25 protein-coding genes are annotated in these 26022 nt (G+C 70.5%); 12 read left to right on the forward strand and 13 right to left on the reverse strand.

All coding sequences use genetic code 11. The annotated features are described in order from the left end of the window. Positions 1-2 precede the first annotated feature (2 nt). Entirely contained in the window at positions 3-1886 is a 1884-nt protein-coding gene (locus tag LG391_RS02710) for an ABC-F family ATP-binding cassette domain-containing protein (RefSeq protein WP_225765997.1), read from the forward strand. A 158-nt stretch (positions 1887-2044) separates the two neighbouring features. Here the strand turns inward: LG391_RS02710 and LG391_RS02715 are convergent, their stop codons facing one another. From LG391_RS02715 to LG391_RS02730, 4 genes are all read right to left on the reverse strand, one after another. Further along, complete coding sequence (locus tag LG391_RS02715; RefSeq protein WP_225765999.1) at positions 2045-4366, reverse strand: xanthine dehydrogenase family protein molybdopterin-binding subunit; 2322 nt, start codon at positions 4364-4366, stop codon at positions 2045-2047. A 122-nt stretch (positions 4367-4488) separates the two neighbouring features. Further along, positions 4489-5199: a phosphatase PAP2 family protein gene (locus tag LG391_RS02720; protein ID WP_225766001.1), complete on the reverse strand. Its 711-nt coding sequence runs from the start codon at positions 5197-5199 to the stop codon at positions 4489-4491. After that, complete coding sequence (locus LG391_RS02725) at positions 5196-5657, reverse strand: DNA polymerase III subunit chi (RefSeq protein ID WP_225766002.1); 462 nt, start codon at positions 5655-5657, stop codon at positions 5196-5198. Before LG391_RS02725 ends, LG391_RS02720 begins: the two co-directional genes overlap by 4 nt. Further along, positions 5657-7162 carry a leucyl aminopeptidase gene (locus tag LG391_RS02730; protein ID WP_225766004.1) on the reverse strand — a complete coding sequence of 502 codons (1506 nt, stop codon included), beginning with the start codon at positions 7160-7162 and terminating at the stop codon, positions 5657-5659. Before LG391_RS02730 ends, LG391_RS02725 begins: the two co-directional genes overlap by 1 nt. A 197-nt stretch (positions 7163-7359) precedes the next feature. Between LG391_RS02730 and lptG the strand changes: the two genes are divergently transcribed. The 4 genes from lptG to LG391_RS02750 all read left to right on the forward strand — a co-directional run bounded on the left by lptG (position 7360) and on the right by LG391_RS02750 (position 11446). Beyond that, the gene (gene lptG, locus LG391_RS02735) at positions 7360-8454 is read left to right on the forward strand and encodes an LPS export ABC transporter permease LptG (RefSeq protein WP_225766006.1); all 1095 of its coding nucleotides are present in this window, start codon (positions 7360-7362) and stop codon (positions 8452-8454) included. A 99-nt stretch (positions 8455-8553) separates the two neighbouring features. Then, entirely contained in the window at positions 8554-9846 is a 1293-nt protein-coding gene (locus LG391_RS02740) for a peptidylprolyl isomerase (RefSeq protein ID WP_225766008.1), read from the forward strand. Beyond that, positions 9843-10706, forward strand: coding sequence for a 16S rRNA (adenine(1518)-N(6)/adenine(1519)-N(6))-dimethyltransferase RsmA (gene rsmA, locus LG391_RS02745; RefSeq protein ID WP_225767632.1), 864 nt, complete (start codon positions 9843-9845; stop codon positions 10704-10706). Before LG391_RS02740 ends, rsmA begins: the two co-directional genes overlap by 4 nt. Before the next feature lie 110 nt (positions 10707-10816). Continuing rightward, complete coding sequence (locus LG391_RS02750) at positions 10817-11446, forward strand: hypothetical protein (RefSeq protein ID WP_225766010.1); 630 nt, start codon at positions 10817-10819, stop codon at positions 11444-11446. Between the two features lie 196 nt (positions 11447-11642). Here LG391_RS02750 and gmk read toward each other — a convergent pair whose 3' ends face one another. Beyond that, on the reverse strand, positions 11643-12278 hold the full coding sequence (gene gmk / locus LG391_RS02755; protein WP_225766012.1) for a guanylate kinase: 636 nt from the start codon (positions 12276-12278) through the stop codon (positions 11643-11645). Continuing rightward, positions 12275-13177 (reverse strand): YicC/YloC family endoribonuclease, encoded by a 903-nt coding sequence (locus tag LG391_RS02760; RefSeq protein ID WP_225766015.1) that lies wholly within the window; start codon positions 13175-13177, stop codon positions 12275-12277. Before LG391_RS02760 ends, gmk begins: the two co-directional genes overlap by 4 nt. Positions 13178-13222: 45 nt before the next feature. On the opposite strand from LG391_RS02760, the gene LG391_RS02765 reads away from it, so the two are divergent. Together LG391_RS02765 and LG391_RS34660 are read left to right on the forward strand one after the other, a co-directional pair. Then, on the forward strand, positions 13223-13981 hold the full coding sequence (locus LG391_RS02765) for an SDR family oxidoreductase (RefSeq protein WP_225766017.1): 759 nt from the start codon (positions 13223-13225) through the stop codon (positions 13979-13981). Positions 13982-14048: 67 nt separating this feature from the next. Next, entirely contained in the window at positions 14049-14177 is a 129-nt protein-coding gene (locus LG391_RS34660) for a hypothetical protein (protein ID WP_255646373.1), read from the forward strand. On the opposite strand, the gene pssA is transcribed toward LG391_RS34660, so the two are convergent. The 7 genes from pssA to fabD all read right to left on the reverse strand — a co-directional run bounded on the left by pssA (position 14159) and on the right by fabD (position 20189). Then, on the reverse strand, positions 14159-15037 hold the full coding sequence (gene pssA, locus LG391_RS02770) for a CDP-diacylglycerol--serine O-phosphatidyltransferase (protein ID WP_225766019.1): 879 nt from the start codon (positions 15035-15037) through the stop codon (positions 14159-14161). The two genes, LG391_RS34660 and pssA, sit on opposite strands and share 19 nt — an antisense overlap. Further along, positions 15034-15750: a phosphatidylserine decarboxylase gene (locus LG391_RS02775; protein ID WP_225766021.1), complete on the reverse strand. Its 717-nt coding sequence runs from the start codon at positions 15748-15750 to the stop codon at positions 15034-15036. Before LG391_RS02775 ends, pssA begins: the two co-directional genes overlap by 4 nt. Beyond that, positions 15747-16772 (reverse strand): endolytic transglycosylase MltG, encoded by a 1026-nt coding sequence (gene mltG, locus LG391_RS02780; RefSeq protein ID WP_225766024.1) that lies wholly within the window; start codon positions 16770-16772, stop codon positions 15747-15749. The genes LG391_RS02775 and mltG overlap by 4 nt, the downstream gene beginning before the upstream one ends. 4 nt (positions 16773-16776) lie before the next feature. After that, the gene (gene fabF / locus LG391_RS02785) at positions 16777-18039 is read right to left on the reverse strand and encodes a beta-ketoacyl-ACP synthase II (protein ID WP_225766026.1); all 1263 of its coding nucleotides are present in this window, start codon (positions 18037-18039) and stop codon (positions 16777-16779) included. A 46-nt stretch (positions 18040-18085) separates the two neighbouring features. Next, positions 18086-18325, reverse strand: coding sequence for an acyl carrier protein (locus LG391_RS02790; RefSeq protein ID WP_225766028.1), 240 nt, complete (start codon positions 18323-18325; stop codon positions 18086-18088). A gap of 144 nt (positions 18326-18469) precedes the next feature. Beyond that, a complete protein-coding gene (gene fabG, locus LG391_RS02795; RefSeq protein ID WP_225766030.1) occupies positions 18470-19207 on the reverse strand; it encodes a 3-oxoacyl-[acyl-carrier-protein] reductase in 738 nt (245 codons plus the stop codon). A 31-nt stretch (positions 19208-19238) separates the two neighbouring features. After that, the gene (gene fabD, locus LG391_RS02800) at positions 19239-20189 is read right to left on the reverse strand and encodes an ACP S-malonyltransferase (RefSeq protein WP_225766041.1); all 951 of its coding nucleotides are present in this window, start codon (positions 20187-20189) and stop codon (positions 19239-19241) included. 236 nt (positions 20190-20425) lie between these two features. Between fabD and rpsF the strand changes: the two genes are divergently transcribed. From rpsF to LG391_RS02825, 5 genes are all read left to right on the forward strand, one after another. Next, the gene (gene rpsF / locus LG391_RS02805; RefSeq protein WP_225766043.1) at positions 20426-20881 is read left to right on the forward strand and encodes a 30S ribosomal protein S6; all 456 of its coding nucleotides are present in this window, start codon (positions 20426-20428) and stop codon (positions 20879-20881) included. After that, positions 20878-21117, forward strand: coding sequence for a 30S ribosomal protein S18 (gene rpsR, locus LG391_RS02810; RefSeq protein ID WP_026872743.1), 240 nt, complete (start codon positions 20878-20880; stop codon positions 21115-21117). The genes rpsF and rpsR overlap by 4 nt, the downstream gene beginning before the upstream one ends. 13 nt (positions 21118-21130) lie before the next feature. Then, positions 21131-21715: a 50S ribosomal protein L9 gene (rplI, locus tag LG391_RS02815; RefSeq protein WP_225766054.1), complete on the forward strand. Its 585-nt coding sequence runs from the start codon at positions 21131-21133 to the stop codon at positions 21713-21715. 169 nt (positions 21716-21884) lie between these two features. After that, positions 21885-24518 (forward strand): bifunctional lysylphosphatidylglycerol flippase/synthetase MprF, encoded by a 2634-nt coding sequence (gene mprF, locus LG391_RS02820; RefSeq protein ID WP_225766056.1) that lies wholly within the window; start codon positions 21885-21887, stop codon positions 24516-24518. Continuing rightward, positions 24515-25954, forward strand: a complete 1440-nt coding sequence (locus tag LG391_RS02825; RefSeq protein ID WP_225766058.1) for a virulence factor family protein — start codon at positions 24515-24517, stop codon at positions 25952-25954. Before mprF ends, LG391_RS02825 begins: the two co-directional genes overlap by 4 nt. Positions 25955-26022 lie beyond the last annotated feature (68 nt).

A 26022-nucleotide genomic window follows, 5' to 3' on the forward strand; every position in this document is an offset into this window, starting at 1 on the left:
CCATGCTTCAGATCCAGGACATCACCATCCGCATCGCCGGCCGCGTGCTGCTCGACTCCGCCTCGGTGTCGGTGCCGGCCGGGCACAAGGCCGGCCTCGTCGGCCACAACGGCACCGGCAAGTCGACGCTGCTGCGCGCGATCCGCAAGGAGATCGGGCTCGACGGCGGCCAGATCAGCTATCCCGGGCGATGGCGGATGGCCAGCGTGGCGCAGGATGCGCCGGAAGGGCCGGCCAGCCTGCTCGACACCGTGCTGGCCGCCGACGTCGAGCGTGCCGCTTTGCTGGAGGAGGCGGAGACCGCCGAGGACCCGGACCGCATCGGCGAGATCCACACCCGCCTGGCCGATATCGACGCCCACACCGCCCCGGCTCGGGCCGCCACCATCCTGGCCGGCCTCGGTTTCGACACCGAGGCCCAGGCGCGGCCGGTCGGCGACCTGTCGGGCGGCATGCGCATGCGCGTGGCCCTGGCCGCGACGCTCTTTCTCCAGCCGGACCTGCTTCTTCTCGACGAGCCCACCAACCACCTCGACCTCGAGGCGACGCTGTGGCTCGAGACCTGGCTGAAGGCCTATCCGCATACCATCCTGATGGTCAGCCACGACCGCGACCTGCTGAACCGCGTGGTCGACACGACGATCCATCTCGAGAACGGCAAGCTGACCGCCTATAGCGGCGGCTACGACCAGTTCGAGCAGACGCGCCGCATGCGGCTGGAGCATCTGGCGGCGCTGCAGAAGCGCCAGATCGCCCAGCGCGCACATATGCAGAGCTTCATCGACCGGTTCAAGGCCAAGGCCACCAAGGCCCGCCAGGCGCAGAGCCGGGTGAAGGCGCTGGAGAAGATGGAGCCGATCGTGGCCCTGGTCGAGGACCAGTCGATCAGCTTCGACTTCCCGAAGCCGGAGGAACTGGCGCCGCCGATCCTGGTGCTGGACAAGGTGACCGTCGGCTATGACGAGCGCCCGGTGCTGAAGAATCTCGACCTGCGGATCGACATGGACGACCGCATCGCGCTCCTGGGCGCCAACGGCAACGGCAAGTCGACCCTGGTCAAGCTGTTCGCCGGCCGGCTGCAGCCGATGGCCGGGCAGCTGCGCAAGTCGAACAAGCTCAAGGTCGGCTATTTCGCCCAGCACCAGGCGGAGGAGTTGGACCTGTCGCTGAACGCCATCGCCCAGGCGCGGCGGGTGATGCCGAACTCGACCGACGAGAAGATCCGCGCCCATCTCGGCCGCTTCGGCTTCGTCCAGCGCCGGTCGGAGACCCGGATCGGCGACATGTCGGGCGGCGAGAAGGCGCGGCTGCTCTTGGCCCTGATGGCCCGCGAGGCGCCGCAGCTGCTGCTGCTCGACGAGCCGACCAACCATCTCGACGTCGATAGCCGCCAGGCCCTGGTGCAGGCGCTGAACGAGTATGACGGCGCGGTGGTGCTGATCACCCACGACCCGCATCTGATCGAGCTGACCGCCGACCGGCTGCTGCTGGTCAAGGACGGGGCCGTGAGCCCCTTCGAGGGCGACCTCGACGACTACCGCCGCCTCCTGGCCGAGCAGCGCCGGCAGGAGCGCGCCGGGCGGCAGGCCGAGAAGCAGAGCCAGGCCGACCGCAAGGAGCAGCGCCGCGCCGCCGCCGAGGCCCGCGCCCAGCTGGCGCCGCTGCGTCAGGAGATCCGCGAGATCGAGAAGCGGATCCAGGCGCTGGAGCGGGACAAGCAGAAGATCGAGGCGAAGCTGGCCGACACTGCGCTCTACAGCAACCCGGCCGCGGCGACCGAGCAGCAGATCGCGCTGCACGATGTGCAAGCCAAGCTCGACGCCGCCGAGGAAGCCTGGCTGGAGGCCAACGGCAAGCTGGAGGAGGCGCAGGCGCTGGCGGGATAGGCGGAGCCGTCCCTCACCCTCCCGCCGCCAACGCGGCGGGCCCCCTCCCTCTCCCCAAAGGAGAGGGAAAACAAGGCCATCGCCCTATTCACCTCTCCTTAGGGAGAGGTCGAAATCGCGCAGCGATTTCGGGTGAGGGGGCGGCTCCGCCCCCTCCGCTACTGCAGCGCCTGCCAGACCGTCGCCGGGGTCAGCGGCATCTGCAGGCGGTCGGCGGCCACGCCATGACCAGCACGTGCCAGGGCATCGGCGACGGCATTCACCACCGCCGGCGTCGCCCCGATGGTGCCGAGTTCGCCCACGCCCTTCACGCCCAGCGGGTTGTTCAGGCACGGCGTCGATTCGTCGAGCACATGGACGAAGCCGCGGATTACGTCTGCGCGCGGCACGCCGTAATCCATCAGCGTGGCGGTCATCACCTGCCCGGTCTCCGGGTCGTAGACCATCCGCTCGCCCAGCGCCTGGCCGATGCCCTGGACCGCGCCGCCGTCGAGCTGGCCGCGCACGATCATCGGGTTGACCACCCGGCCGACATCGTTGGCCGAGACGTAGGAGACGATCTCAACGGTACCGGTCTCCGGGTCCAGCTCGACCTCGCAGATATGGCAGCCGTTCGGCCAGCTCGGCCCCTTCACCGTGCTGGTCGCGTCGATGAAGATGCGCCGGCCGGGCTGGCGGTCGGCGAGCTCGAACAGGCCGATGCCGCGGTCGGTGCCGGCGATCCGGAACACGCCCTCGGCATATTCGATGTCGGCCGCAGCGGCCTCCAGCGCGTCGCCGGCTAGCTCGCGCCCGGTGTCGACCGCGCGCTCGGAGGCGTGGCGGATCGCCGAGCCGGCGGTGAACAGCGACCGCGACCCAGCGCTGCCGAAACCCTGGCCGCGGTCGGTGTCGCCCATGACGATGCGGATCCGGTCGATCGGCACGCCGAACACGTCGACCACCAGCTGGGCATAGGAGGTCGCGATCCCCTGCCCCATCGGCATGGTTGCCGCGTAGACTTCGATCTCGCCGTCGCCCGAGACCTGGACCGTCACCCGCTCCTCGAAAGCGTTGCCGCCGGTCCATTCCAGGAACGAGGCCAGGCCGCGGCCGCGCAGCTTGCCGCGGGCCCGGGACTCGGCCTCGCGCGCCGCGAAGCCGTCCCAGTTGGCCAGGCCCACGGCCTGGTCGATGATCGAGCCGAACTTGCCGCTGTCATAGGTCTGGCCCATGGCGTTGGTGTAGGGCATCTGCTCGGGCCGGACGAGGTTGCGCCGCCGGATCTCGACCGGGTCCATGCCCAGCTGGCGTGCCGCGGCGTCGAACAGCCGCTCGATCAGGTAGATCGCCTCCGGCCGCCCGGCCCCGCGATAGGCCGCGGTCGGGGCGGTGTTGGTGAGGATGGCGGTGAACTCGAAGTCGATCGGCCGGATGTCGTAGATGCTGGTCGACACCCAGGGGCCGATCATCAGCTGAATGATGATGCCGGCCGTGGTGGCATAGGCGCCGACATTGGCATGGGTCCGGATGCGGTAGCCGAGGACGCGTCCGGTCTCGTCCAGCGCCAGCTCGGCATGGCTCTCGATATCGCGGCCGTGGGTCGCCGCCAGGAACTCCTCGATCCTCTCGGCGGTCCATTTCACCGGGCGCCGCAGCCTCCGCGCGGCATAGGCGACCAGGATGTCCTCGGGGTAGAGGCCGGTCTTCATGCCGAAGCCGCCGCCGACATCGTCGACCACCACCCGCACCTTCTCGCGCGGGATGCCGAGTACCGCGTCGCAAAGCGTGTCGCGGGCGCCGGACGGCATCTGGCTGGACAGGCGCAGCGTCAGCCTGTCGGCCGCGGCGTCGTATTCGGCCTGGGAGCTGCGCGGCTCCATCGGCGTCGGCGCCAGCCGCTGGTTGACGAGGTCGAGCGAGACGATATGGGTGGCGCCTCGGAAGGCGGCCTCGGTCGCCGCCGCATCGCCGTGCCGCATCTGCGCCGCGACGTTGCCGGTCGCCGCCGGCCAGACCTGGGGCGCATCCGGTGCCACGGCCTGCGCCAGCCCGGTGACGGCAGGAAGGTCTTCGTACTCGACCACGACGGCGTCGAGCGCGTCCTTCAGCAGGGCGCGGCTCTCGGCCACCAAGGCGACCACGGCCTCGCCGACGAAGCGCACCACCTCACGCGCCAGCGCCGGCCGCAGCGGCGACGCGCCGGGCGACCCGTCCGGCCGCTTGAAGATCGGCGCCAGCGGCAGCGGCTTCACACCGTCCGCGACCAGGTCGGCACCGGTGATCACCGCCACCACGCCCGGCATCGCCAACGCCTCGGAGGCGTCGATCGACACGATCCGGGCGTGCGGATGCGGCGAGCGCAGGAAACCGAGATAGGTCTGTCCCGGCAGGGAGATGTCGTCGCTGAAGCGGCCGGCGCCCGCCAGCAGCCCGGCATCCTCGATCCGCCGCACCTCGCGCCCGCTGCCGAACCGTCCGACAGTCGATCCGTCCGTCATCATTCGTCACCTTGGCTGGGAAACCGCCCGGATGCCCGATCCGGCGGCCTTGGCTGTCAGTCTATATGGTCGTGAACAGCACCCGTGCATCACGGGCCGGACAAAAAGGCTGCGGTGGCGACTCACCCCGGCTGAGGCCAGCGGATCAGGCCGCGGGTGAAGTCGCGCCACGCGGCCGCCGTGCTCCAGCGGTCGAACAGCAGGGCGTGCAGCCCGGCGCTGACCAGCAGGGTCACCGCGGCCGCGAAGACCACGTCGCTGAAGAAGTGCCCGCCCATGCCGATGCGCAGCAGCCCCAGGAGCACGCCCAGCGCCATCGATCCCCAGAAGATCCGGCGCCGGCGCCGCGCCGGCACGACATAGGCGACGCTGTGGACGACGAAGCCGACGGTCGGGTCGCCGGCGACGAAGGAGCAGTTGCGGGCGCACTGGCCCGCCGGGATCAGCGGCGGCGTGAAGACCGCGGTGCCGCCGAAGGCCTCGACCTGGCGCGGGCGGGCCCGGCCCCAATGGTCCTTCAGCACGGCGTTGGCCACCAGCCCCGGCCCGATCGCCAGCGCCAGGGCCAGGAAGGTCCAGCGCCGCGGGTCGAGGCCCAGCAGCCGCCGCTGCCGCAGCCAGGTCCAGAGCGCTGCGAGCAGCAGCAGCACGGCGGCGGTTCGGACCAGGATCTGGACCACCTCGTGGATCGCCTCGGCCAGCGGCGCGCCGTCCCAGGCGAAGCCGCCGTCCGGGGCGTAGAACCAGCCGGAGACGACGAGATCGATCCCGGGCGCGAGGACCAGCAGGGCACCGACCGCGACCACGAGCCACAGCGCGATGCGCGGCGTCACCCGCCCACCCGCTGCTTCTCGCTCCAGGCCCCCGCCTCGTCCTGCTGGTAGTAGACCAGGGTATGGCCGGCGTCCCGGAACCGCTTCCAGCGGCCGCGCGCGGCCTGCACCGCGTCCGGGTCGTTGCCGTCGAACAGGTCGCAGACCGTGGCGAAGGCGCCCTCGCCGTCCGAATCCGCGCCGTCGCCCAGGAACAGGACCTGGGCGGCGTTCGGGTTCTCGACCCGGTCGCTGATCCAGACCGGCTGCTCCTCGGCGAAGCCGTCGCGCTTGGTGCCGTGCGGCAGGAAGCCTTCCTTGGAATAGGTCCAGAGATGGCCGGCTAGGCTCTCCGCCCGCTCCTCCGAGCCGACGCAGACCACCGCCCGCCAGCCGCGCTGCAGCGTCCGGTCGAGCAGCACCGGCAGGGTCTGCTCGAACGTCCGCGCGGTCAGGTGATAAAAGCGGATCTCGGGCATCAGCCTTCGTAGTTGTCGGTCACGAAGCGGTCCAGCAGCCGCACGCCGAAGGCGGTGGCGCCCTTCGGCACCGTCGGCGTGTCCTTGCTGGACCAGGTGGTGCCGGCGATGTCGAGATGGGCCCAGGGCACGTTGTTGACGAAGCGCTGCAGGAACTGGCCGCCGATGATCGACCCGGCGTCGCGGCTGCCGGTGATGTTCTTCATGTCGGCGATGTCGCTGTCGATCTGCTTGTCATAGGCGTCGCCCAGCGGCAGGCGCCACAGCTTCTCCTCGACCGCCTTGCCTGCCGCGGTCAGCTTCTCGGCCAGCGCGTCGTCGTTCGAGAACAGGCCGGCATGGTCGCTGCCCAGCGCGATGATCACCGCGCCGGTCAGGGTGGCCAGGTTGATCATCGCCTTCGGCTTGAACCGGTCCTGCGTGTACCAGAGCGCGTCGGCCAGGACGAGCCGGCCCTCGGCGTCGGTGTTCCAGACCTCGATGGTCTGGCCGGACATCGAGGTGACGATGTCGCCCGGCCGCTGCGCGTCGCCGGACGGCATGTTCTCGACCAGGCCGAGCACGCCGACCGCGTTGACCTTGGCCTTGCGCAGCGCCAGCGCCTTGAACAGCCCGGTGACCACGCCGGCGCCGCCCATGTCCCACTTCATGTCCCACATGCCCTGGCCGGGCTTGAGCGAGATGCCGCCGGTGTCGAAGGTGACGCCCTTGCCGACGAAGGCGACCGGCGCCTCGTCCTTGCGCTTGCCGCCGGCGCCCTTCCACTGCAGCACCACCAGCTGGCTCTCGCGCGCCGAGCCCTGGCCGACGCCGAGCAGCGCGCCCATGCCCAGCTTGCGCATCTGCTTCTCGCCCAGCACCTCGACCTCGACGCCGAGATCCGCCAGCTCCTTCGCCTTGGCGGCGAAGCTCTCCGGATGGAGGACATTGGCCGGCTCGGACACCAGCTCGCGGGCCAGGAACACGCCCTGGGCGACGGCATCGGCGCGGGCGAAGGCCTTCTTCGCCGCCGCGGCCTCGCCGGTCTGCACCGTCAGGCTCTTCAGCGTCGGCTTGGCCTCGGGCTTCTCCTTGGTGCGGTAGCGCTCGAACCGCCAGGCCCGCAGCCGGGCGCCGAAGGCGAATTCGGCGGCCGCGACGCCCGCCCCCTGGCCGGCCAGGACGATGCCCTCGAGCTGGGCCGTCGCCGTGCCGATCCGGGCCTGGTTCAGCAGCGCGGCGACCGCGCCGCCCGCCCGCTGCAGCCGGACCGCATCGACCTCCTCCGGCTTGCCGAGGCCGAACAGCACGACCTGATCCGCGCCGATGCCGGCGATGCCGTACAGCGCCAGCGTCTCGTCGCGGCCGCCCTTGAACTTCGGCGCGGCCTTCAGCGCCCGCGACAGCGCCCCCTTCGACCGCTTGTCGGCCGCGGCGGCGGCCGTCGAGAGAACGCCGTCGGCGAACACGCCGAGCACCAGGGCGCCGGCTTCCACCGAAGCAGGCGGAGCAAAGGAGATCTGCATCTTGTCGTCTTCCGGGCGATTTCCGATGACCGCGGCCGAAGCGGCGGAACCTGCAAAGTAACAGCGGGTTTCACAGCCGTCACCGGTCGAAAACGGCGCTGCCGCCCGGCTGCGACTCCTTGATGGTCGCGGCGGCGGGCCGTCTGATGTAGAAGAACCGCCCAACCGCCTTCGGCACCACAGGCCAGCCGCACCCGATGCTCCGCTCTCCCACCCTCTATGCCTATATCGTGCGGCAGTTCCTGTTCTGGTTCCTGGCCGTGCTGCTGGTGCTGAGCGGCGTGATCGCGGTGTTCGAGTTCGTCGAGTTCGTGCGCCAGGTCAGCTCCATCCCCGAGCTGCCGGTCAGCCTGGCCTTCACCCTGGCCGCCTTCAAGCTGCCCAGCGACGTCGAGATCCTGTTCCACTTCGCCGTGCTGATCGCGGCGATGGTGACCTTCTGGCGCATGACCCGCAGCCGCGAGCTGGTGGTGGCGCGCGCCGCCGGCCTGTCGGCCTGGCAGTTCCTGGCCCCGGTGATCGCCGCGGCGATGGTGCTGGGCGTGGTCAAGATCACCGTCGTCAACCCGATCTCGGCGGCGATGTACAGCCGCTTCGAGCGCCTGGACCTCGATTTCCTGGGCGGCACCGGCGACGTCATGAAGGTGGCCAAGACGGGCTTCTGGCTGCGCCAGAAGGACGAGGGCGGAATCGTCGTCATCCATGCCGAGAAGGTCGGCAGCAACGGCGACGAGCTGCAGAACGCGATGTTCCTGCTGCTGAACCCGGACGAGACGTATCGCGGCCGGATCGACGCGGCGAGCGCCCATCTGCAGGACGGCAAATGGGTGATCGACGATGCCTGGGTCATGGACGGCAGCCAGCCGGCGCAGCACGTCGACACCACCTCGATCCCGAGCAACCTGACCCGCAACGGGATCCAGGAGCGGTTCGCCTCGCAGCAGACCATCTCGTTCTGGGACCTGCCGGACTATATCCGCAACCTCGAGGCCACCGGCTTCTCGTCGACCCGCTACCGCATCGCCTACCAGGGGCTGCTGTCGCAGCCGCTGCTGATGGCGGCGATGATCCTGGTCGCCGCGGCCTTCAGCCTGCGGCCGGGGCGCCGGGTCGACACCGTGCTGATGATCGTCGGCGCCATCGTCACGGGCTTCTCGATCTTCGTGCTCGGCGACATCGTGGCGGCGCTCGGCCGGGCCGGAACCCTGCCGGTGCCGATGGCCGCCTGGGCCACCTCCTGCGTCGCCCTGCTGTTCGGCGCCGCCGCGCTGCTCCATCTCGAGGATGGCTGAGCCTGCCATGCGCCCGCGGGTTCCGGCCGCTTTTGCCTTGAGTCGGCCAAAGTCACGTGCTGTATCTGCGCCTTTCAACAGCGAGGCCGTGTCGCCCTCATGATCCGTCGTCTGTCGGCCCCGATCGTCGCCCTGGTCCTGGCGATCACCTCCCTCGTCGCTCCTGCCGCCGTGGCGCAGACCCGCCCTGCCCCGGCCTCAGCCGTCGGCAAGATCGCCGCGGTGGTCAATGACGACGTGATCACCGTGGCCGACCTGCAGATGCGCCTGCGCCTGGCGCTGATGAGCAGCGGCCTGCCGGCGACGCCGGACGCCCAGCAGCGGATGCTGCCCCAGGTGCTGCGTCTGCTGATCGACGAGAAGCTGCAGGGCCAGGAGGCCAAGCGCGCCGGCATCAGCGTTCCGGCCCAGGACGTGGACCGGGCGCTGGCGGCGATCGCCGGCCAGAACCGGATGTCGACGCAGCAGCTGTTCACGATGCTGAAATCCACCGGCGTGCCGCAGAGCGCGCTGGAGGACCAGGTGCGCTCCCAGCTGGCCTGGCGCCAGCTGATCCAGCGACGCTTCGTCTCCCAGGTCGAGGTCTCCGACACCCAGGTCGACGAGGTGGTCGAGCGGCTGAAGGCCAACCAGGGCAAGCCGCAGTTTCTCGTCGCCTCGATCTTCCTCGCGGTCGACCAGGATGCGGGCGAGGGCCAGGTCAAGGCCCTGGCCGACCGCCTGGTCTCGGAGATCCGCCGCGGCGCCCCCTTCCCGGCCGTGGCCCGCCAGTTCAGCCAGGCGGCCGGGGCCCAGAACGGCGGCGACATGGGATGGGTCCTGGCCGGCCAGTTGGAGCCCGCGCTCGACCAGGTGCTCGGCACCATGCAGCAGGGCCAGGTGTCGGACCCGATCCGCACCCTCGGCGGCTACAATATCCTGCTCCTGCGCGACAAGCGGCTGGTCAACGCCAACACCGCGGCCGGCGTCAAGGTCCGGCTGAACCAGATCGTCGTGCCGGTGCCGCCGACCGCGCCGGCCAACCGGGTGCAGACCGTGGTGGCGCAGATGCGCAAGGACTTCTCCGGCGTCAACGGCTGCGAGGCGTTCCGCGCCAAGGCCAAGGAGCTGGGCGTGACGGCCAATCCGGATCTGGGCGACGTGCTGCTCAGCCGCCTGCCCGACGGCATGCGCCAGGTGGCCAGCGCTTTGCCCGACGGCCAGGTCAGTTCGCCCATCCGCGGGCCGGACGGCGTCGCCGTGATGATGATCTGCTCACGCCAGGATGCCGGCGGCGACGGCGTCGATCGCGACCAGATCCGGTCCGGCCTGGCCGAGCAGAAGCTGGACATGATGCAGCGCCGGCTGCTGCGCGACCTGCGCGGCAACGCCTATATCGACATCCGGCTCTGACCCTGTCGGACGACACGCTCCGCGACGCGATCGCCGCCCTGCCCCCGCTGCGCGACGTGATCGCGCGGCACGATCTGGCGGCGAAGAAGTCGCTCGGGCAGAACTTCCTGCTCGACCTCAACGTCACCGCCCGGATCGTGCGGGAGGCCGGCGACCTCTCCGGCGCGCATGTGGTCGAGATCGGGCCGGGCCCGGGCGGGCTGACCCGGGCGCTGCTGGCCTCCGCCGCCGGCAGCGTCACGGTGGTCGAGCGCGACCGGCGCTTCCGGCCGGCGCTCGAGGAGCTGGCGGCGGTCGCCGGCGGCAAGCTGCGGATCGTCGAGGCGGATGCGCTGGACACCGATATCCCGGCGCTGGTGCCGGCGCCGCGCGCGGTGGTCGCCAACCTGCCCTACAACGTGGCGACGCCGCTTCTGATCGGCTGGCTGCGCCGGATCGACGAGTTCCGGTCGCTGACGCTGATGTTCCAGAAGGAGGTGGCGGACCGTCTGGTCGCCGGCCCCCGCAGCGGCGCCTACGGCCGGCTGTCGGTGATCGCCCAGTGGCGGGCCGAGGTCGACCCGCTGCTGACCCTGCCGGCCCGCGCCTTCACGCCGCCGCCCAAGGTCGATTCGACCGTGGTCCGGCTGCGGCCGCGCCGGGACCGCGAGGACGTGCCCTTCGCAGCGATGGAGACGGTGACGGCCGCCGCCTTCGGCCAGCGCCGCAAGATGCTGCGCGCCAGCCTGCGCAGCCTGGGCGAGGCCGAGGCGCTGCTGGCCGAGGCCGGCCTGCCGCCGACCGCGCGGGCCGAGGAGATCGACATCGCCGGCTTCGTCCGCCTGGCCCGGGCGGTGGCGGCCCAGCCGGCGAAAGGCTGAAGCGGGCTGGATCGGCCATCCATGGCCGGACCGGACGCCGGAATCCAGCCTGCAGGCCGGGACCACGATCGCAGTAGTATTATCGGCTGCGCTCGTTCATGTTATGTTCCATGGACGCGACGCAGACCGATCAGGCACCGGAGGCCGCGCCCGCTCTTCAGGAGGAGCGGACGGCACGGCATCTGCGCATGCTGGCCCGGGCGGCGGACGTCCATATGGAGATCATCGAGGCCACCCGCACGGAAGCGGTGGAGGCGCCGCAGCCCGGGGTCGACTATGGCCAGCGGATCGCCGTCGTCACCCGGTCGCTGCGTCTGACCCTGCTGCTGGAGGACAAGCTGTCGCGGCAGGCGGAGGAGAAGCGCAAGGCGGCGGCGCAGCGGGAGGCGGCGCAGGAGGACTGGCACGGGCTGCGGGTGCAGCTGGCGATGATGGCGGCAGCCTATGAGGTGTCCGGGGACGGCGAGGAGGCCGACCGCCGTGAAGCCGAGATGCATGAGCGGCTGGAGCGGCCGGAGGTGGTGGAATTCATCGAGGCCAGCCGGCCGGAGGCGGTGGCGGCGTTGTGCCGGCGCTGGGGCTACCCGGTGCGGGTGGAGCAGTGGCTGGAGATGGCCGACGAGGCGATGGAGGAGCTCGGCTTCCTGCCGCCGCAGGGCGGCGAGGACGCCGCGGATCCGCCCGAGCCCCGCCCGGCTGCTGCTCCCGGCCGCAGACCCAGAGCACCGGACACGGGATGACCGCGTCGGTTGGGTTCGCCCGTGGCGAACCCGACATCCCGCCGCCGTCGCGGCCCCATGATCCTGTTGGGTTCGCGTGCCGCGAACCCAGCCTACGAAATCCGGTTCCTCTCGCCTCTCCCGCCCCGCGGGAGGGGCCGGAGGCGCTCGCCATCCTGTCAGGCCATGATGCGACCGGACCTCAATTCGTCTCGCTCTAAAGCCTCGCCTGCAGCGAGCGGACGAAGTCCGGCAGGCCGGTCTGGCGGCTGCGGCGCAGCCGTTCCGCCGCCAGGATCGCCTGCACCTGGGCGATGCTGGCGTCGAGATCCCGGTTGACGATCACGTAGTCGTATTCCGGCCAGTGGCTCATCTCGTCCGCCGCCTTGGCCATGCGGCCGGCGATCACCTCGTCGCTGTCCTGGGCGCGGGCGCGCAGGCGTTCCTCCAGTGCCTCCACCGTCGGCGGCAGCACGAAGACGCTGACCAGGTCGGTCCGCGCCTTCTGCGCCAGTTGCTGCGTGCCCTGCCAGTCGATGTCGAAGATCACGTCGCGGCCGGCATTCAGCGCCGCCTCGACCGGCGCGCGCGGCGTGCCGTAGCCGTTGCCGAAGACCTTGGCGCGTTCGAGCAGCTCGTCATTGGCGACCATGGCGTCATAAGCCGCCTGGTCGATGAAATGGTAATGCGTGCCGTCGATCTCGCCCGGCCGCTGGGCGCGGGTGGTGACCGAGACGGAGATCGTCAGGTTCGGGTCCTGCGCCAGCACGGCCCGGGTGATCGAGGTCTTCCCCGCCCCCGAGGGCGAGGACAGGACGAGCATGAGCCCGCGTCGGGCAATCTCTGTGGTCATTCGATGTTCTGGATCTGCTCGCGGAACTGTTCGATCACGGCCTTGAGGTCGAGGCCGATCCGGGTCAGCGCCACATCCGCCGCCTTCGAGCACAGCGTGTTGGCTTCCCGGTTGAACTCCTGGCACAGGAAATCGAGCCGGCGCCCGACGCCGCTGCCGGCGGCGAGCAGGCCGCGCGCCTGGCCGATATGGGCGTCGAGGCGGTCCAGCTCCTCGCGCACGTCGCAGCGGCCGACCAGCACCGCCACCTCCTGCGCCAGCCGGTCCTCGGCCAGGGGCGGCCGGGCCTCCAGCAGCAGGTCGAGCTGGGCCTTGAGCCGCGCCTTCAGCGCCTCCGGCTGGGCGGCGGCGGAGGCGCGGGCCTGACCGACGAGCTCGGCGATATGGTCGATCTGGCCGGCCAGCACGTCGCGCAGGCGGCCCCCCTCCTCCAGCCGCGTCGCCAGCAGGTCGTCGAGCAGCGGCGCGATCGCCGCCCCGGCCTCGGCCTCGACGGCGCTGTTCAGATCGGCCGAGGCGGCATCGCCGTTCTCGACCACGCCACGGACGCCGAGCAGCGCGTCGACCTGCACCGGCGCGCTGTCGCCGTTCACCTCGCGCACCAGCGCGATCAGCTGGTCCAGCACCTCGCGGTTGATGCGCAGCTGCGGCGCCGCCTCGCTGCGGCCGAGCGACAGGTTGAGGGTGACGTTGCCGCGGCGGAAGCGCTTGGCCAGCTCGATCCGCGCGGCGGCCTCCAGCCGCTCGAAACCGGCCGGCGTGCGCAGGCGCAGGTCCAGCGACTTGCCGTTGACGCTGCGCGCTTCCCACACCCAGGACACGCCTTCGACGCCGCCTTCCCTGCGGGCGAAGCCGGTCATGCTGGAAAGCTGGGCCGAGGCGGTCTTATCCTGAGTCATAGCGGGCTTATAGCGGTCGCCCGGATCGCCAACAAGGAGAACACCATGGCGGGACCGGCCGCGATCCTGATCACAGGCGCCTCGAGCGGGCTCGGCGCCGCGCTGGCCAAGGGCTATGCCGCGCCCGGCGTGCGGCTGGTGCTGTTCGGTCGCGATACGGCCCGGCTGGAGACGGTGGCCGGGGCGGCCCGCGCCCTCGGCGCTTCGGTGGAGACGGTGGCAGTCGACGTCACAGACCGGACGGCAATGGCGGCGGCGGTGGTCGCGGCCGACGACGCCGGGCCGCTCGACCTCGTCATCGCCAATGCCGGTGTCGCCCCGGGCGGGGCCGAGGGCGCCGACGCGGCGACGAAGGCCCGCCGGATCCTGGCGGTCAATCTCGACGGCGTCCTCAACACCGTCGACCCGATCCGTCCGCGCATGGCGGCGCGCGGCTCCGGGCAGATCGCGCTGATGAGCTCCCTGGCCGGATTCCGCGGCTTTCCCGGCATGGGGCCGTATGCGGCCTCGAAGGCCGCGGTGCGGGTCCATGGCGAGGCGCTCCGGGTCGAGCTGCGGCCGCGCGGCGTCCGGGTCTCGGTGATCTGCCCCGGCTTCGTGCGCACGCCGATGACCGACGGCGCCCCTTTCCCGATGCCGATGCTGATGGAGGTCGAGGACGCGGCGGCGGCGATCCGGCGCGGCCTGGAACGCAGCCGGCCGCTGATCGCCTTCCCCTGGCCGATCCATGCCGGCTCGCGGCTGCTGGCCGCCTTGCCGACCGCCTGGGCCGATGCGCTCATCCGCCGTTTCGTGCGGGTGTGACTGCCGTCACGGTGCGCTCACGCCGGATCGGGCATGGTCGCACCATGCAGTCAGAAAGCACGACACCATGCATCTGATCCACGACGACGACGATACCGACAGCCCGTTCGACCTGGTCCGCGAGATCGTGACCATCGTCGGCTGGGTCGCGACCACCTTCGCCCTGCTGCTGGTCGCCTACGCCGCGTTCGGCTGATCCGGCCGGTCGGGGGGCTGTTGCGCCGAAGCGGCAGCCGGCGCCTCCTCGTCCAGATCCCCCATCATCAGCGCGGCCTGGCGCTTGAGATGCGCGTAGCGCCGGATGCTGAAGAAGATGCTGCCGACATAGATCAGGCCGAGCGCGACCAGCGTCGGCCAGGTGGCGGTGACCAGCAGCGTGGCCACCAGCCCGACCCCGACCAGCACCGGCACGATGTATTCCTGCGGGATCCGCACCACCTTCATCGAGAAGGTCGGAATCCGGCTGACCAGCAGCAGCGCGACGAAGACGGTCCACAGCCCGACCAGCAGCGGCGCCGCCCAGAAGCCGGACGAGAACTCGAAGCTGATCATCAGCGGCATCAGGATCAGAATGGCGCCCGCGGGCACCGGCACGCCGGTGAAGTAGTTGTAGGCGAAGGGCGGCAGGGTGGTGTCGTCCAGCGCCGTGTTGAAGCGCGCCAGGCGCAGCGCGGCGCAGACGGCGTAGGCCATGACCGCCAGCCAGCCCAGGCTGCCGGCATCCTGCATCATCCAGAGATAGAGGATGATCGCCGGGCTGACGCCGAAACTGACGATGTCGGCCAGGCTGTCCAGCTCGGCCCCGAACTTGCTCGACCCGCGCAGCAGCCGGGCGACGCGGCCGTCCAGCCCGTCCAGCACCGCGGCCACCAGGATCGCCGTCACCGCCTGCTCCCAGCGCTCATGCACGGCGTAGCGGATCGCGGTCAGCCCGGCGCACAGCGCCAGCGTGGTCAGGATGTTCGGCAGCAGCCGGTTGATCGTCAGGCCGCGGATGCGGACGACCGGGCGGCGGCGGAAGGGCCGCGGGCCTCGCCGGTGCTCGGGCTTCATCATCGCGCGACGGCGACCGGGTTGGCGACGGCCGCGGCCGCCAGGTCGGCCAGCACGGTCTCGCCGCCGACCATGGTCTGGCCGACCGAGACCAGCGGCTCAACCCCGTCCGGCAGGTAGATGTCGGTCCGGCTGCCGAAGCGGATCAGCCCGTAGGTCTCGCCCGCCACCACGGGCTGGCCGGGCGACAGGTCGCAGATGATGCGCCGGGCCACCAGGCCCGCGATCTGGACAAAGACCAGGATCCGCCCGTCCGGCAGGCGCAGCGAGACGGCGCAGCGCTCGTTCTCCTCGCTGGCCTTCTCCAGATTGGCGTTCAGGAACTTGCCCGGCCGGTATTTCACGTCGACCACCGCCCCGTCGGCCGGGACCCGGTTCACATGCACATTGAAGACGTTGAGGAAGATGCTGACCCGGGTCAGCGGCCGGTTGCCGAGGCCGAGTTCCGCCGGAGGCACCGCCTGCACCAGCATCTGCACCACGCCGTCGGCCGGCGCCACCACCAGATCAGGCCGGGTCGGCGTCACCCGCGGCGGATGGCGGAAGAAGTAGATGCACCAGGCGGTCGCCAGCACGCCGAGCCAGCCCAGGGGCTCCCAGATCAGGAACAGGATCACCGTGACCACGGCGAACACGCCGATGAACGGGTAGCCGGCCGGATGGATCGGCACCAGGACCCCGCGGATCGTATGCAGAAGATGGGGGTCGTCGTTCAAGGCGTCTTGTCTCCGCTTGCCGGGGCCGCATCGCCGGGGGTCGGCGGTGAGGACTGCCGTCGCTTCTGCCATTCGGCGACGTTACGATTGTGCTCCTCCAGCGTCCGGGCGAAGACATGCCCGCCGGACCCGTCGGCCACGAAGTAATAATAGTCCGTAACCGCCGGCTTGAGCACTGCGGCAAGTGCGTCGCGCCCGGGATTCGCGATCGGCCCCGGCGGCAGGCCGGTCACGATATAGGTGTTGTAGGGCGAGTCGAGCTTCCAGTCGGCCCGGGTCAGCGGGCGGCCGAGCGGCTCCTTGCCCTGGGTCAGGGCATAGATCACCGTCGGGTCGGCCTGCAGCGGCATGCCGGCCTGCAGCCGGTTCAGGAACACGCTGGCGACCGCCGGCCGTTCCGCCGGCACGCCGGTCTCCTTCTCCACGATGGACGCCAGGGTGACGGCCTCCTGCGGCGATTTGAACGGCAGCCCGTTCGCCCGCCTGGCCCAGAGCGTGTCGACCTCCTGCCGCATCGCCTTGCGCATCCGCTCGATCACGGCCGCGCGGGTGTCGCCGCGAATGAACTGGTACGTCTCCGGCAGCAGCGAGCCTTCGGGCGGGACATCCCCGGCCTCGCCGGTCAAGAGCGGCTCGGCCTGCACCAGGGCCACGATCTCGGTCGAGGTCAAGCCTTCCGGCACGGTGATCTTGTGCGAGACGTTGCTGCCGCGGGCCAGCAGGTCGGCGGCCCCGGCCGGGGAGGTTCCGGGCGCGAAGGCGTATTCCCCGGCCTTCAGGACGCGGTCGTCGCCGTCCAGCGCGGTCCCGGCCAGGAACACCCAGCGGTTCTCCACGACGCCCGCCGCCTCGAGCTGCGCCGCGATCGCGGTCAGGCCACTGCCGCGCTCGATGACGAGCGTCGCCGGGGCTGTCAGCGGCCCCGGCGAGCGATACTCATGAAGAAACCACGCGACGCCGCCACCGATGACGGCCGCCAGGACCACCAGGAAGACGAGCGCGCGGGCGAGTGCCCGAAGCATGAACTCAGACGTACTCGCGGAAGATCAGCGACGCGTTGGTCCCGCCGAAGCCGAAGCTGTTCGACAGCGCGGCGCGCACCGGCCGCTCCTTGGCCTGCCTCGGCACCAGGTCGACGCCGAGGCAGCTGTCCGAAGGATCCTCGAGGTTCAGGGTCGGCGGCACCACGTCGTGGTTGACCGCGAGCACCGAATAGATCGCCTCGACCGCGCCGGCCGCACCGAGCAGATGCCCGATCGCGGACTTGGTCGAGGACATGGACACGGTCTCGATCGCATTGCCGAACAGGCGCTTGACCGCGCCGAGCTCGATCTCGTCGCCGAGCGGCGTCGAGGTGCCGTGGGCGTTGACGTAGTCGATGTCCGACGGGCTCAGTCCGGCCCGCTTCAGCGCCGCCGACATCGCCCGGAAACCGCCATTGCCGTCGTCCGGCGGGGCGGTGATGTGATGCGCGTCGCCCGACAGGCCGTAGCCCACCACCTCGGCATAGATCGTGGCGCCGCGCGCCTTGGCGTGCTCCAGCTCCTCCAGCACGACCACGCCGGCCCCCTCGCCCATGACGAAGCCGTCGCGGCCCTTGTCATAGGGGCGCGAGGCCCGGTCAGGGGTGTCGTTGTAGGCGGTGGACAGCGCCCGCGCCGCGGCGAAGCCGGCGAGCCCGAGCCGGCACACCGCCGCCTCCGCCCCGCCCGCCACCATGACGTCGGCATCGTCCCACATGATCAGCCGCGCCGCGTCGCCGATCGCGTGCGCGCCGGTCGAGCAGGCCGTGACCACGGCATGGTTCGGTCCGCGGAAGCCGTGCTGGATCGAGACCTGGCCGGAGGCCAGGTTGATCAGCGCCGCCGGGATGAAGAAGGGGGAGATCCGGCGGGGCCCCTTCTCCTCCAGGGTCAGCGAGCCCTCGGCGATCCATTGCAGGCCGCCGATGCCCGAGCCGATCATGACGCCGGTGCGGTCACGCGCCTCGTCGGTCGGCGGCACCCATCCCGAATTCGCGATCGCCTCATTGGCCGCGGCGATCGCGTAGTGGATGAAGACGTCGTTCTTGCGCTGGTCCTTGGGCGGAACCGCGCTGTCGACGTCGAAATCGCCCGGGCCGGTGCCGCGCGGCACCATGCCCGCGATCCGCGCCGGCAGATCCGAGACGTCGAAGGTCGAGATCGCCCCGATGCCGGACTGGCCGGCGATCAGTCGATCCCAGTTGGTCTTCACACCGGCACCGAGAGGCGTGACCATCCCCATGCCGGTGATTACGACACGTCGCATCATTTCATCCGGTTCTGCGGCGGAACGTGTGGCAAAGGGCCTGCGATCAGCCGGCCGAGTGCTGCTCGATGAACTGGATCGCGTCCTTCACCGTCAGGATCTTCTCGGCCGCGTCGTCCGGAATCTCGCAGCCGAACTCCTCCTCGAACGCCATGACCAGCTCGACGGTGTCGAGGCTGTCCGCGCCCAGATCGTCGATGAAGCTGGCCGACTCGGTGACCTTGCCTTCTTCGACGCCGAGATGCTCGACGACAATCTTCTTAACGCGCTCGGCGATGTCGCTCATTCGTTCTACCTTTCAAGAGAGCGGAACGGGGCTGAATTCCGCAGTGCTGAACCCCCGCACGAGTGACCGCCCCGTAACCCGCGGTCACATAACACACCTGATCGAACATGGCCAAGCATCTGGCCATGTCCAGCCCTGGCGACGTCAAACCATCGCCATTCCGCCATTCACATGGATGGTCTGGCCGGTGACATAGGCCGCCTCGTTGCTGGCGAGATACAGGACCGCGGCCGCGATCTCGGCCGGCTCGCCCATCCGCGCCATCGGGATCGTGGCCGAGATCCGCGCCTTCTGCTCGTCGTTCAGCGCATCGGTCATGGCGCTGGTGACGAAGCCCGGCGCGACGCAGTTGACGGTGATGCCGCGGCTCGCCACCTCCTGCGCCAGCGCCTTGGTCATGCCGGTCAGACCGGCCTTGGAGGCCGCGTAGTTGGCCTGCCCCGGATTGCCGGTGTGGCCGACGATCGAGGTGATCGACACGATCCGGCCCCAGCGCTTCTTCATCATGCCGCGCAGCGCCGCACGGGCCAGGCGGAAGCCGGACACCAGATTGACGTCGAGGACGGTCTCGAAATCCTCATCCTTCATCCGCATCGCCAGGCCGTCGCGGGTCAGGCCGGCATTGTTGACCAGGATGTCGAGGCCGCCGGTCGCGGCCTCGGCCGCCTTCGCCACCGATTCGGCGCCCTCGGCGCTCGACAGGTCGCCCGGGGTCACATGCGCCCGCCCGCCCAGCTCCCGGGCCAGCGCCTCCAGCTTCTCGACCTTGGTGCCGGACAGCGCCACGACGGCGCCCTGGGCGTGCAGCAGGGTCGCGATGGCGCGGCCGATGTCGCCCGAGGCGCCGGTGACGAGCGCCGACTTGCCGTTCAGATCGAACATGCTCTCCATCCCTTGTGCTTCGGCCTCTGTTTCAGGCGCCGGTCGACGCAATCCAGGCGTCGATCTCCTCGGGCGTCTGCAGCGACACCGCGGCGAGGTCGCGGTCGATGCGCTTGGCGAGGCCGGCCAGCACCTTGCCGGCCCCGAGCTCGACCAGTTCCTGCACGCCCGCGGATTTCATGTAAAGCACGCTCTCGCGCCAGCGCACGGTGCCGGTCACCTGATCGACCAGCAGGCGGCGGATCTCGTCCGGCGCGGTCACAGGCGCTGCGGTGACATTGGCCACCACCGGCACGGCCGGCGCCTTGATCTCGACCTCGGCCAGCGCCGCGCGCATCGCCTCGGCCGCCGGCGCCATCAGCGGGCAATGGAAGGGCGCGCTGACGGGAAGGAGGATGCTGCGCTTGGCGCCGAGCTCGGCCGCCAGCGCCATCGCCCGCTCGACCGCTTCCTTGTGGCCGCTGACCACGACCTGGCCGGGCGCGTTGTCGTTGGCCGCGGTGCAGATCGAGTCCGCGGTCGAGGCGCGGGCGGCGACGTCGCGCGCCTGGTCGAGGTCGAGGCCCAGCAGCGCCGCCATGGCGCCGACGCCGACCGGCACCGCCTTCTGCATCGACTGGCCGCGCAGGCGCAGCAGCCGGGCCGCGTCGGCGACGCTGACCGCCCCGGCCGCGGCCAGGGCCGAATACTCGCCCAGGCTATGGCCGGCGACGAATCCGGCGAAATCCGCCAGCGACCTGCCCGACCGCTCAGCCACCGTCCGCGCCGCGGCGACCGAGGCCGCCATCAGCGCCGGCTGGGCGTTCTCGGTCAAGGTCAGCGTCTCGATGTCGCCGCCGAACATCAGCTCGGACAGCTTCTGGCCCAGCGCCGCGTCGACCTCGGCGAAGACATCGCGGGCGGCGGCCGACCCGTCGGCCAGCGCCTTGCCCATGCCGACAGCCTGGCTGCCCTGTCCCGGAAACACGAAAGCGCGCGCCATGGCGGCGTTCCCCCGCATCACAATGAGGGCGCTGGTCTTAGAGCCTCGCCACTGCAAGTCAAGCCTGATCGACGATACAGGGTTCCGATCGCGCTTGATCTCCGCTCGCTCCTGAGTATAGTGCGCGCCTTCGTCGATGCTCCTTGCCGGCCGCGCGGCATAGCGGCCGGCTTTGGCATGGGCGGCTGGCGGTCCGCCGCACAGCGCCATGCCGGGAACAGCCATAAGGAGTCACCATGCCACTTTACGAGAGCGTGTACATCGCGCGGCAGGACGTGTCCGCCGCGCAGGTGGAGGCCCTGACCGAGGGCTTCACCAACATCATCACCGAGAACGGCGGCAAGGTCACCAAGACCGAGTATTGGGGCCTGAAGAGCTTCGCCTATCGGATCAAGAAGAACCGCAAGGGCCACTACGTCCTGCTGAACATCGACGCCCCCGCGGCCGCCGTGGCCGAGATGGAGCGCCTGATGGGCATCAACGAGGACGTGCTGCGTACCCTGACCCTGCGCGTCGACGCCCTCGAGGAGGGTCCGTCGGTGATGATGCAGAGCCGGGCCGGCCGTGACCGCGACGGCCGCGATCGCGATGGCCGCGATCGCGACGGTCGGGGCGACCGCGGTGATCGTGGCGAGCGCCGGGACCGTGGCTTCGGCCGCGACCAGGCCGAAGGTGAAGGAGCCCAGGCATGAGCGCGATGGGTGCACGCCGTCCGTTCTTCCGCCGCCGGAAGACCTGCCCGTTCTCCGGCGCCAACGCGCCGAAGATCGACTACAAGGACACCAAGCTGCTGGGCCGCTTCATCTCCGAGCGCGGCAAGATCGTCCCGAGCCGCATCACCGCGGTCTCGGCCAAGAAGCAGCGTGAGCTGGCCCGCGCCATCAAGCGCGCGCGCTTCCTCGGCCTCCTGCCCTACATCGTGAAGTAAGGGAGAGGGTCCGATGGAAATCATCCTGCTGGAGCGGGTCGAGAAGCTCGGCCAGATCGGCGACGTGGTGAAGGTGAAGCCAGGCTTCGCCCGCAACTACCTCCTGCCGCAGAAGAAGGCGCTGCGCGCGACCAAGGCCAATCTGGCCGTGTTCGAGAAGCAGCGGGCGCAGATCGAGGCCAACAACCTCAAGCTGAAGGGCGAGGCCGAGAAGGTCGCCGGGCGCATGGACGACGTCCACATCGTCGTCATCCGCCAGGCCGGCGACACCGGCCAGCTCTACGGCTCGGTGACTGCCCGCGACATCGCCGAGGCCCTGACCGAGGCCGGCTACACCGTCTCGCGCGGCCAGGTCGCGATCGAGCATCCGATCAAGACCCTGGGCCTGGAGAAGGTCCGGATCCGGCTGCATCCCGAGGTCAGCGTCATCGTCACCGTGAACGTCGCCCGCTCGGCCGAAGAGGCCGAGATGCAGCGCGAGCGCGGCGGCATGGTCGTCGCCTCGGTCCTCGAGGAGGAAGAAGCGGCGGCCGAGGCCGCTGCCGCGGCCGCCATCGCCGAGGCCGAGACCGAGGGCACCGAGGGAGAGCCGGCGTAATCCGTCGGGCTCGGTCCTGTATCGAAGAGGCGCGGACCTTCGGGTCCGCGCTTTTTTGTTGGGGCGCGCTCTCCGCCCAACCTGAACAACAGGTTGCAAACTCTTAACGTGATCCGGGGCCGGGGTGGGATTAGCGTCCGGCCGATCCGGTCCAATCGAGTTCCCGTCCATGTCCACGGCACAGCCGCAGGCGGTTTCCGTTCCGACTGCCGACGCGGCCGACGTCACCGGCACCGTGACCCTTCGGCCCATGCATCAGCGCCTGAAGCCGGCCCTGCTGACCATCGTCACCCTGCTGCTGTTCGCGGGCGCCGCCTACGCGATCCGGCAGGAGCTGGCGGCGATGAGCTGGCACGACCTGATCGCCCGCATCCGCGCCCTGCCCTGGACCTCGGCCGGCCTGGCACTGCTGGGCACGATCGGCAGCTTCATCGCCCTGATGGGCTACGACTGGTCGGCGCTGCGCTATGTCGGCGCCCGGGTGCCGCTGCGGACCATGGCGCTGGCCAGCTTCTGCGGCTATGCCGTCGGCAACACCATCGGCGGCCTCGTCACCGCCAGCTCGGTGCGCTACCGCGTCTACACCGCGACCGGGCTGGAATTCGGCGACATCGCCAGGGTCGCCGGCTTCTGCGCCCTCGCCTTCGGCCTCGGCATCGTCACGGTCGGCGCCGCGGCGGTGCTGCTGCAGCCGCATCTGCTGACCCGCGCGCTCGGCGTCCACACCATCTGGACCAGCGCCGGCGCCGCCGTGATCCTGGCCGGCGCCGCCCTGTTCCTGCTGCTCTGCGCCCTGCGCCGCCCGGACCAAGCCCTTCTTGGTCGGATCCCGCTGCCCAGCTTCGGCATCGCCGCGGGCCAGCTGGTGATCTCGACGGTCGAGCTGCTGTTCGCCGGCTTCGCCTTCTGGGTGCTGCTGCCGCATGGCAGCGTGTCGTTCAGCGCCTTCTTCGTCGTCTTCGTCGTCGCCACCGTGGCCGGCATCATCAGCCATGTGCCGGGCGGCGTCGGCGTGTTCGAATCGGTGATGCTGCTCGGCCTGGGGCCGGTGCTGCCGCCGCAGGCGATCGCCGCGGCGCTGGTCGTCTACCGCGCAGTCTATTTCCTGATCCCGGTGATCCTGGCCGTCGGCATCCTCGCCAGCGCCGAGACGGCGCGGGGTCTGCGCCGGCTGCAGAGCCACGCGCCGACCCGGCTGACCCTCGATGTCGCCGGCCGGCTGATGCCGTCGGTGATGGCGGCGCTGATCTTCGTCGTCGGCACGCTGCTGCTGGTCTCGGCGGCCACGCCGACGCTGAAGAGCCGCATCGAGATCCTGGAGGCCCTGCCGATCGCGGTGGTCGAGCTGTCGCACATCCTGGCCGCCATGACCGGGCTGGCGCTGCTGGTCGTCGCCTGGGGCCTGTTCCGGCGGCTGATCGCGGCCTATTGGCTGACCCTGCTGCTGCTCGCGGTCAGCGCCGTGCTGGCGCTGGGCAAGGGCTTCGCCTGGCGCGAGGCGCTGCTGCTGCTGCTCTGCCTCGTCATCATGCTGCCCTGCCGGGAGGAGTTCTGGCGCCGCTCGGCCCTGTTCGACCAGCCGATGACGCCGGGCTGGCTGATCGCGCTGGGCAGCGTCGTCGGCGGCATGGCCTGGCTGACCTTCTTCTCCTTCCGCCACGTCGCCTACGCCAACGACCTGTGGTGGACCTTCGAGGTCCATGACGAGGCGTCGCGCGCGCTGCGCGCCATGGTCGCGGTCAGCCTGCTGGCCACGCTATACGGCCTGTGGCACCTGGTCCGTGCCCATCGCGGCCGGATGGCGGCGCCCACCGCCGCCGAGCTCCACCAGGCCGAGCAGATCCTGCGGCAGCAGCCCCGCGCCGAGGCCAATCTGGTGCGCATGGGCGATAAGGCGCTGCTGTTCTCGGACAGCGGCCGCGCCTTCCTGATGTACGCCATCCAGGGCCGCACCTGGGCCGCGCTGGGCGACCCGGTCGGCGCGCGGGAGGACTGGCCGGAGCTGATCTGGCGCTTTCGCGAGATGACCGAGGCCGCCAGCGGCCGCCCGGCCTATTACGGCGTCCGGGCCGAGACCCTGCCGCTCTATCTCGACACCGGCATGACCCTGTCGAAGCTGGGCGAAGAGGCGCGGGTGCCGCTGCGCGCCTTCACGCTCGAAGGCGGCAGCCGCAAGAAGGCGCTGCGCTATGCCCTGTCACGCGGCGAGAAGGACGGGCTGACCTTCGAGATCGTGCCGGCCAGCGGCGGCACGGGCCTGATCAGCGAACTCGCCGCCGTCTCCGACGACTGGCTGCACAAGCAGGCGGCCAAGGAAAAGCGCTTCTCGCTCGGCGCCTTCATCCCGGACTACGTCCACGGCTCGCCCACGGCCCTGGTGCGCGAGCATGGCCGGCTGGTGGCCTTCGCCACGCTGATGGTGACCGACGAGAAGAGCGAGGTCGCCATCGACCTGATGCGCCACACCGAGGCGAATTCCAAGCTGGTGATGGAGTACCTGATCACCAAGCTGATCGTGCACTACAAGGAGCAGGGCTACGAGACGTTCAGCCTCGGCATGGCGCCGCTGTCCGGCATGGAGAGCCACCCGCTGGCGCCGCTGTGGCACCGCATCGGCCGCTTCGTCTATCGCAGCGGCGCCCGCTTCTACAATTTCGAGGGTCTGCGCGCCTTCAAGCAGAAGTTCGACCCGGTGTGGGAGCCGCGCTACCTGGCGACGCCGAGCGGCCTGGCCCCGGCCCTGGCGATCTCGGACATCGCGGCGCTGATCGGCGGCGGGATCAAGGGGTTGGTGGCACGATGAGACGCACCTCCTGGCTGGCCGCGGCCGGGCTGGCGGTGACCGCCGCGGCCGCCCTGGCCGTCGCGGCCTGGCTGATCCCCGACCAGCGCGCCTCGGCCGCGCCGGCGCGCAGCTATGACGGCGGCACCCTCGGCTCGGTCCGGCTGTGGCAGCCGGAGGGCCAGCCCGGCTCCATGGTCTTCCTGCTGTCGGACGACACCGGCTGGAGCCCGGAGTTCGACGCGGCGGCGCAGCGGCTGCAGGGCAACGGCGCCTTTGTCGTCGGAGTCGACCTGAAGAGCTATCTCGACGGGCTGGAGCACAGCGACGATGAGGACTGCCATTCCCCGGCCGGCGACTTCGAGGATCTGAGCCAGAGGCTGGAGCGCGAGTTCAAGTTCTCCGCCTATCACGCCCCGATCGTGGTCGGCCGAGGCCAGGGCGCGACCGTGGCCTATGGCGCGGTCGCCCAGGCGGCGGCCAGGACCACGATCGAAGGCGGCGCCAGCATCGGCCCGCTGCCGCCGCTGAAGACGAAGCTGCCGCTGTGTACCGGCCCGGCCGACACGCCGGTGGCGACGCCGGCCCCGGGCGGCGGCTTCACCTACGGGCCGCAGCCGCACATCCCCGGCTGGTGGCGCATTGGCCTGCAGCAGCCGGATGCGGCTGCGAGCGACCTCGCGACGAAGTCGGGCGGCGAGGTGGTGACGCTGCCGAAGGATGCGCCGCTGGCCGACCAGGTCGTGGCGATGCTGCACCAGGACGCGCCCGCGGATGCCGACTCCTCCGCCGTCAGCAGCCTGCCGCTGGAGGAGCTGAAGGCCGACGGCCCCTCACCCACCCTGGCGATCATCTATTCCGGCGACGGCGGCTGGCAGGATCTCGACAAGACCATCGGCGAAGCCCTTCAGAGCAAAGGGGTTTCCGTCGTCGGCGTCGACAGCCTGCGCTATTTCTGGAGCCAGCAGACGCCGGAGCAGACGGCCAGGGACCTGGCCCATATCATCGACCATTACGGCAAGGCCTGGGGCGCCCAGCGGGTGATCCTGATCGGCTATTCCTTCGGCGCCAACGTCCTGCCCTTCGCCTACAACCGGCTGCCCGCGGCCGAGAAGGACAAGGTCGACCAGATCAGCCTGCTGGGGCTGGCCGAGCGCACCGACTTCGAGATCCGCGTCACCGGCTGGCTCGGCGTCAGCGCCGCCGACGACGCGCCGCCGGTGGCGCCGGAGCTGAAGTCGATCGATCCCGCCCGCATCCAGTGCTTCTACGGCGAGGAGGAGGACGACACCGTCTGCCCGACCCCCGCCATGGCCGGCGCCGAGGTGATCAAGACCACCGGCGGGCATCATTTCGACGGCGATTACGACAGCCTCGCGCGCATCATCATGGACGGTGCCGCGAAACGGCAGCAGGCGGGCTTTTCGGCGTCGACAACCAAACCGACAACCCCTTGATCCAATATCTGGATTCCGGTTGTCCACAGATCCGTCCACAATCGGGTCCCGATATCCACAGCAGGGCA

Source organism: Inquilinus sp. Marseille-Q2685 (assembly GCF_916619195.1).
Lineage (GTDB): Bacteria > Pseudomonadota > Alphaproteobacteria > DSM-16000 > Inquilinaceae > Inquilinus.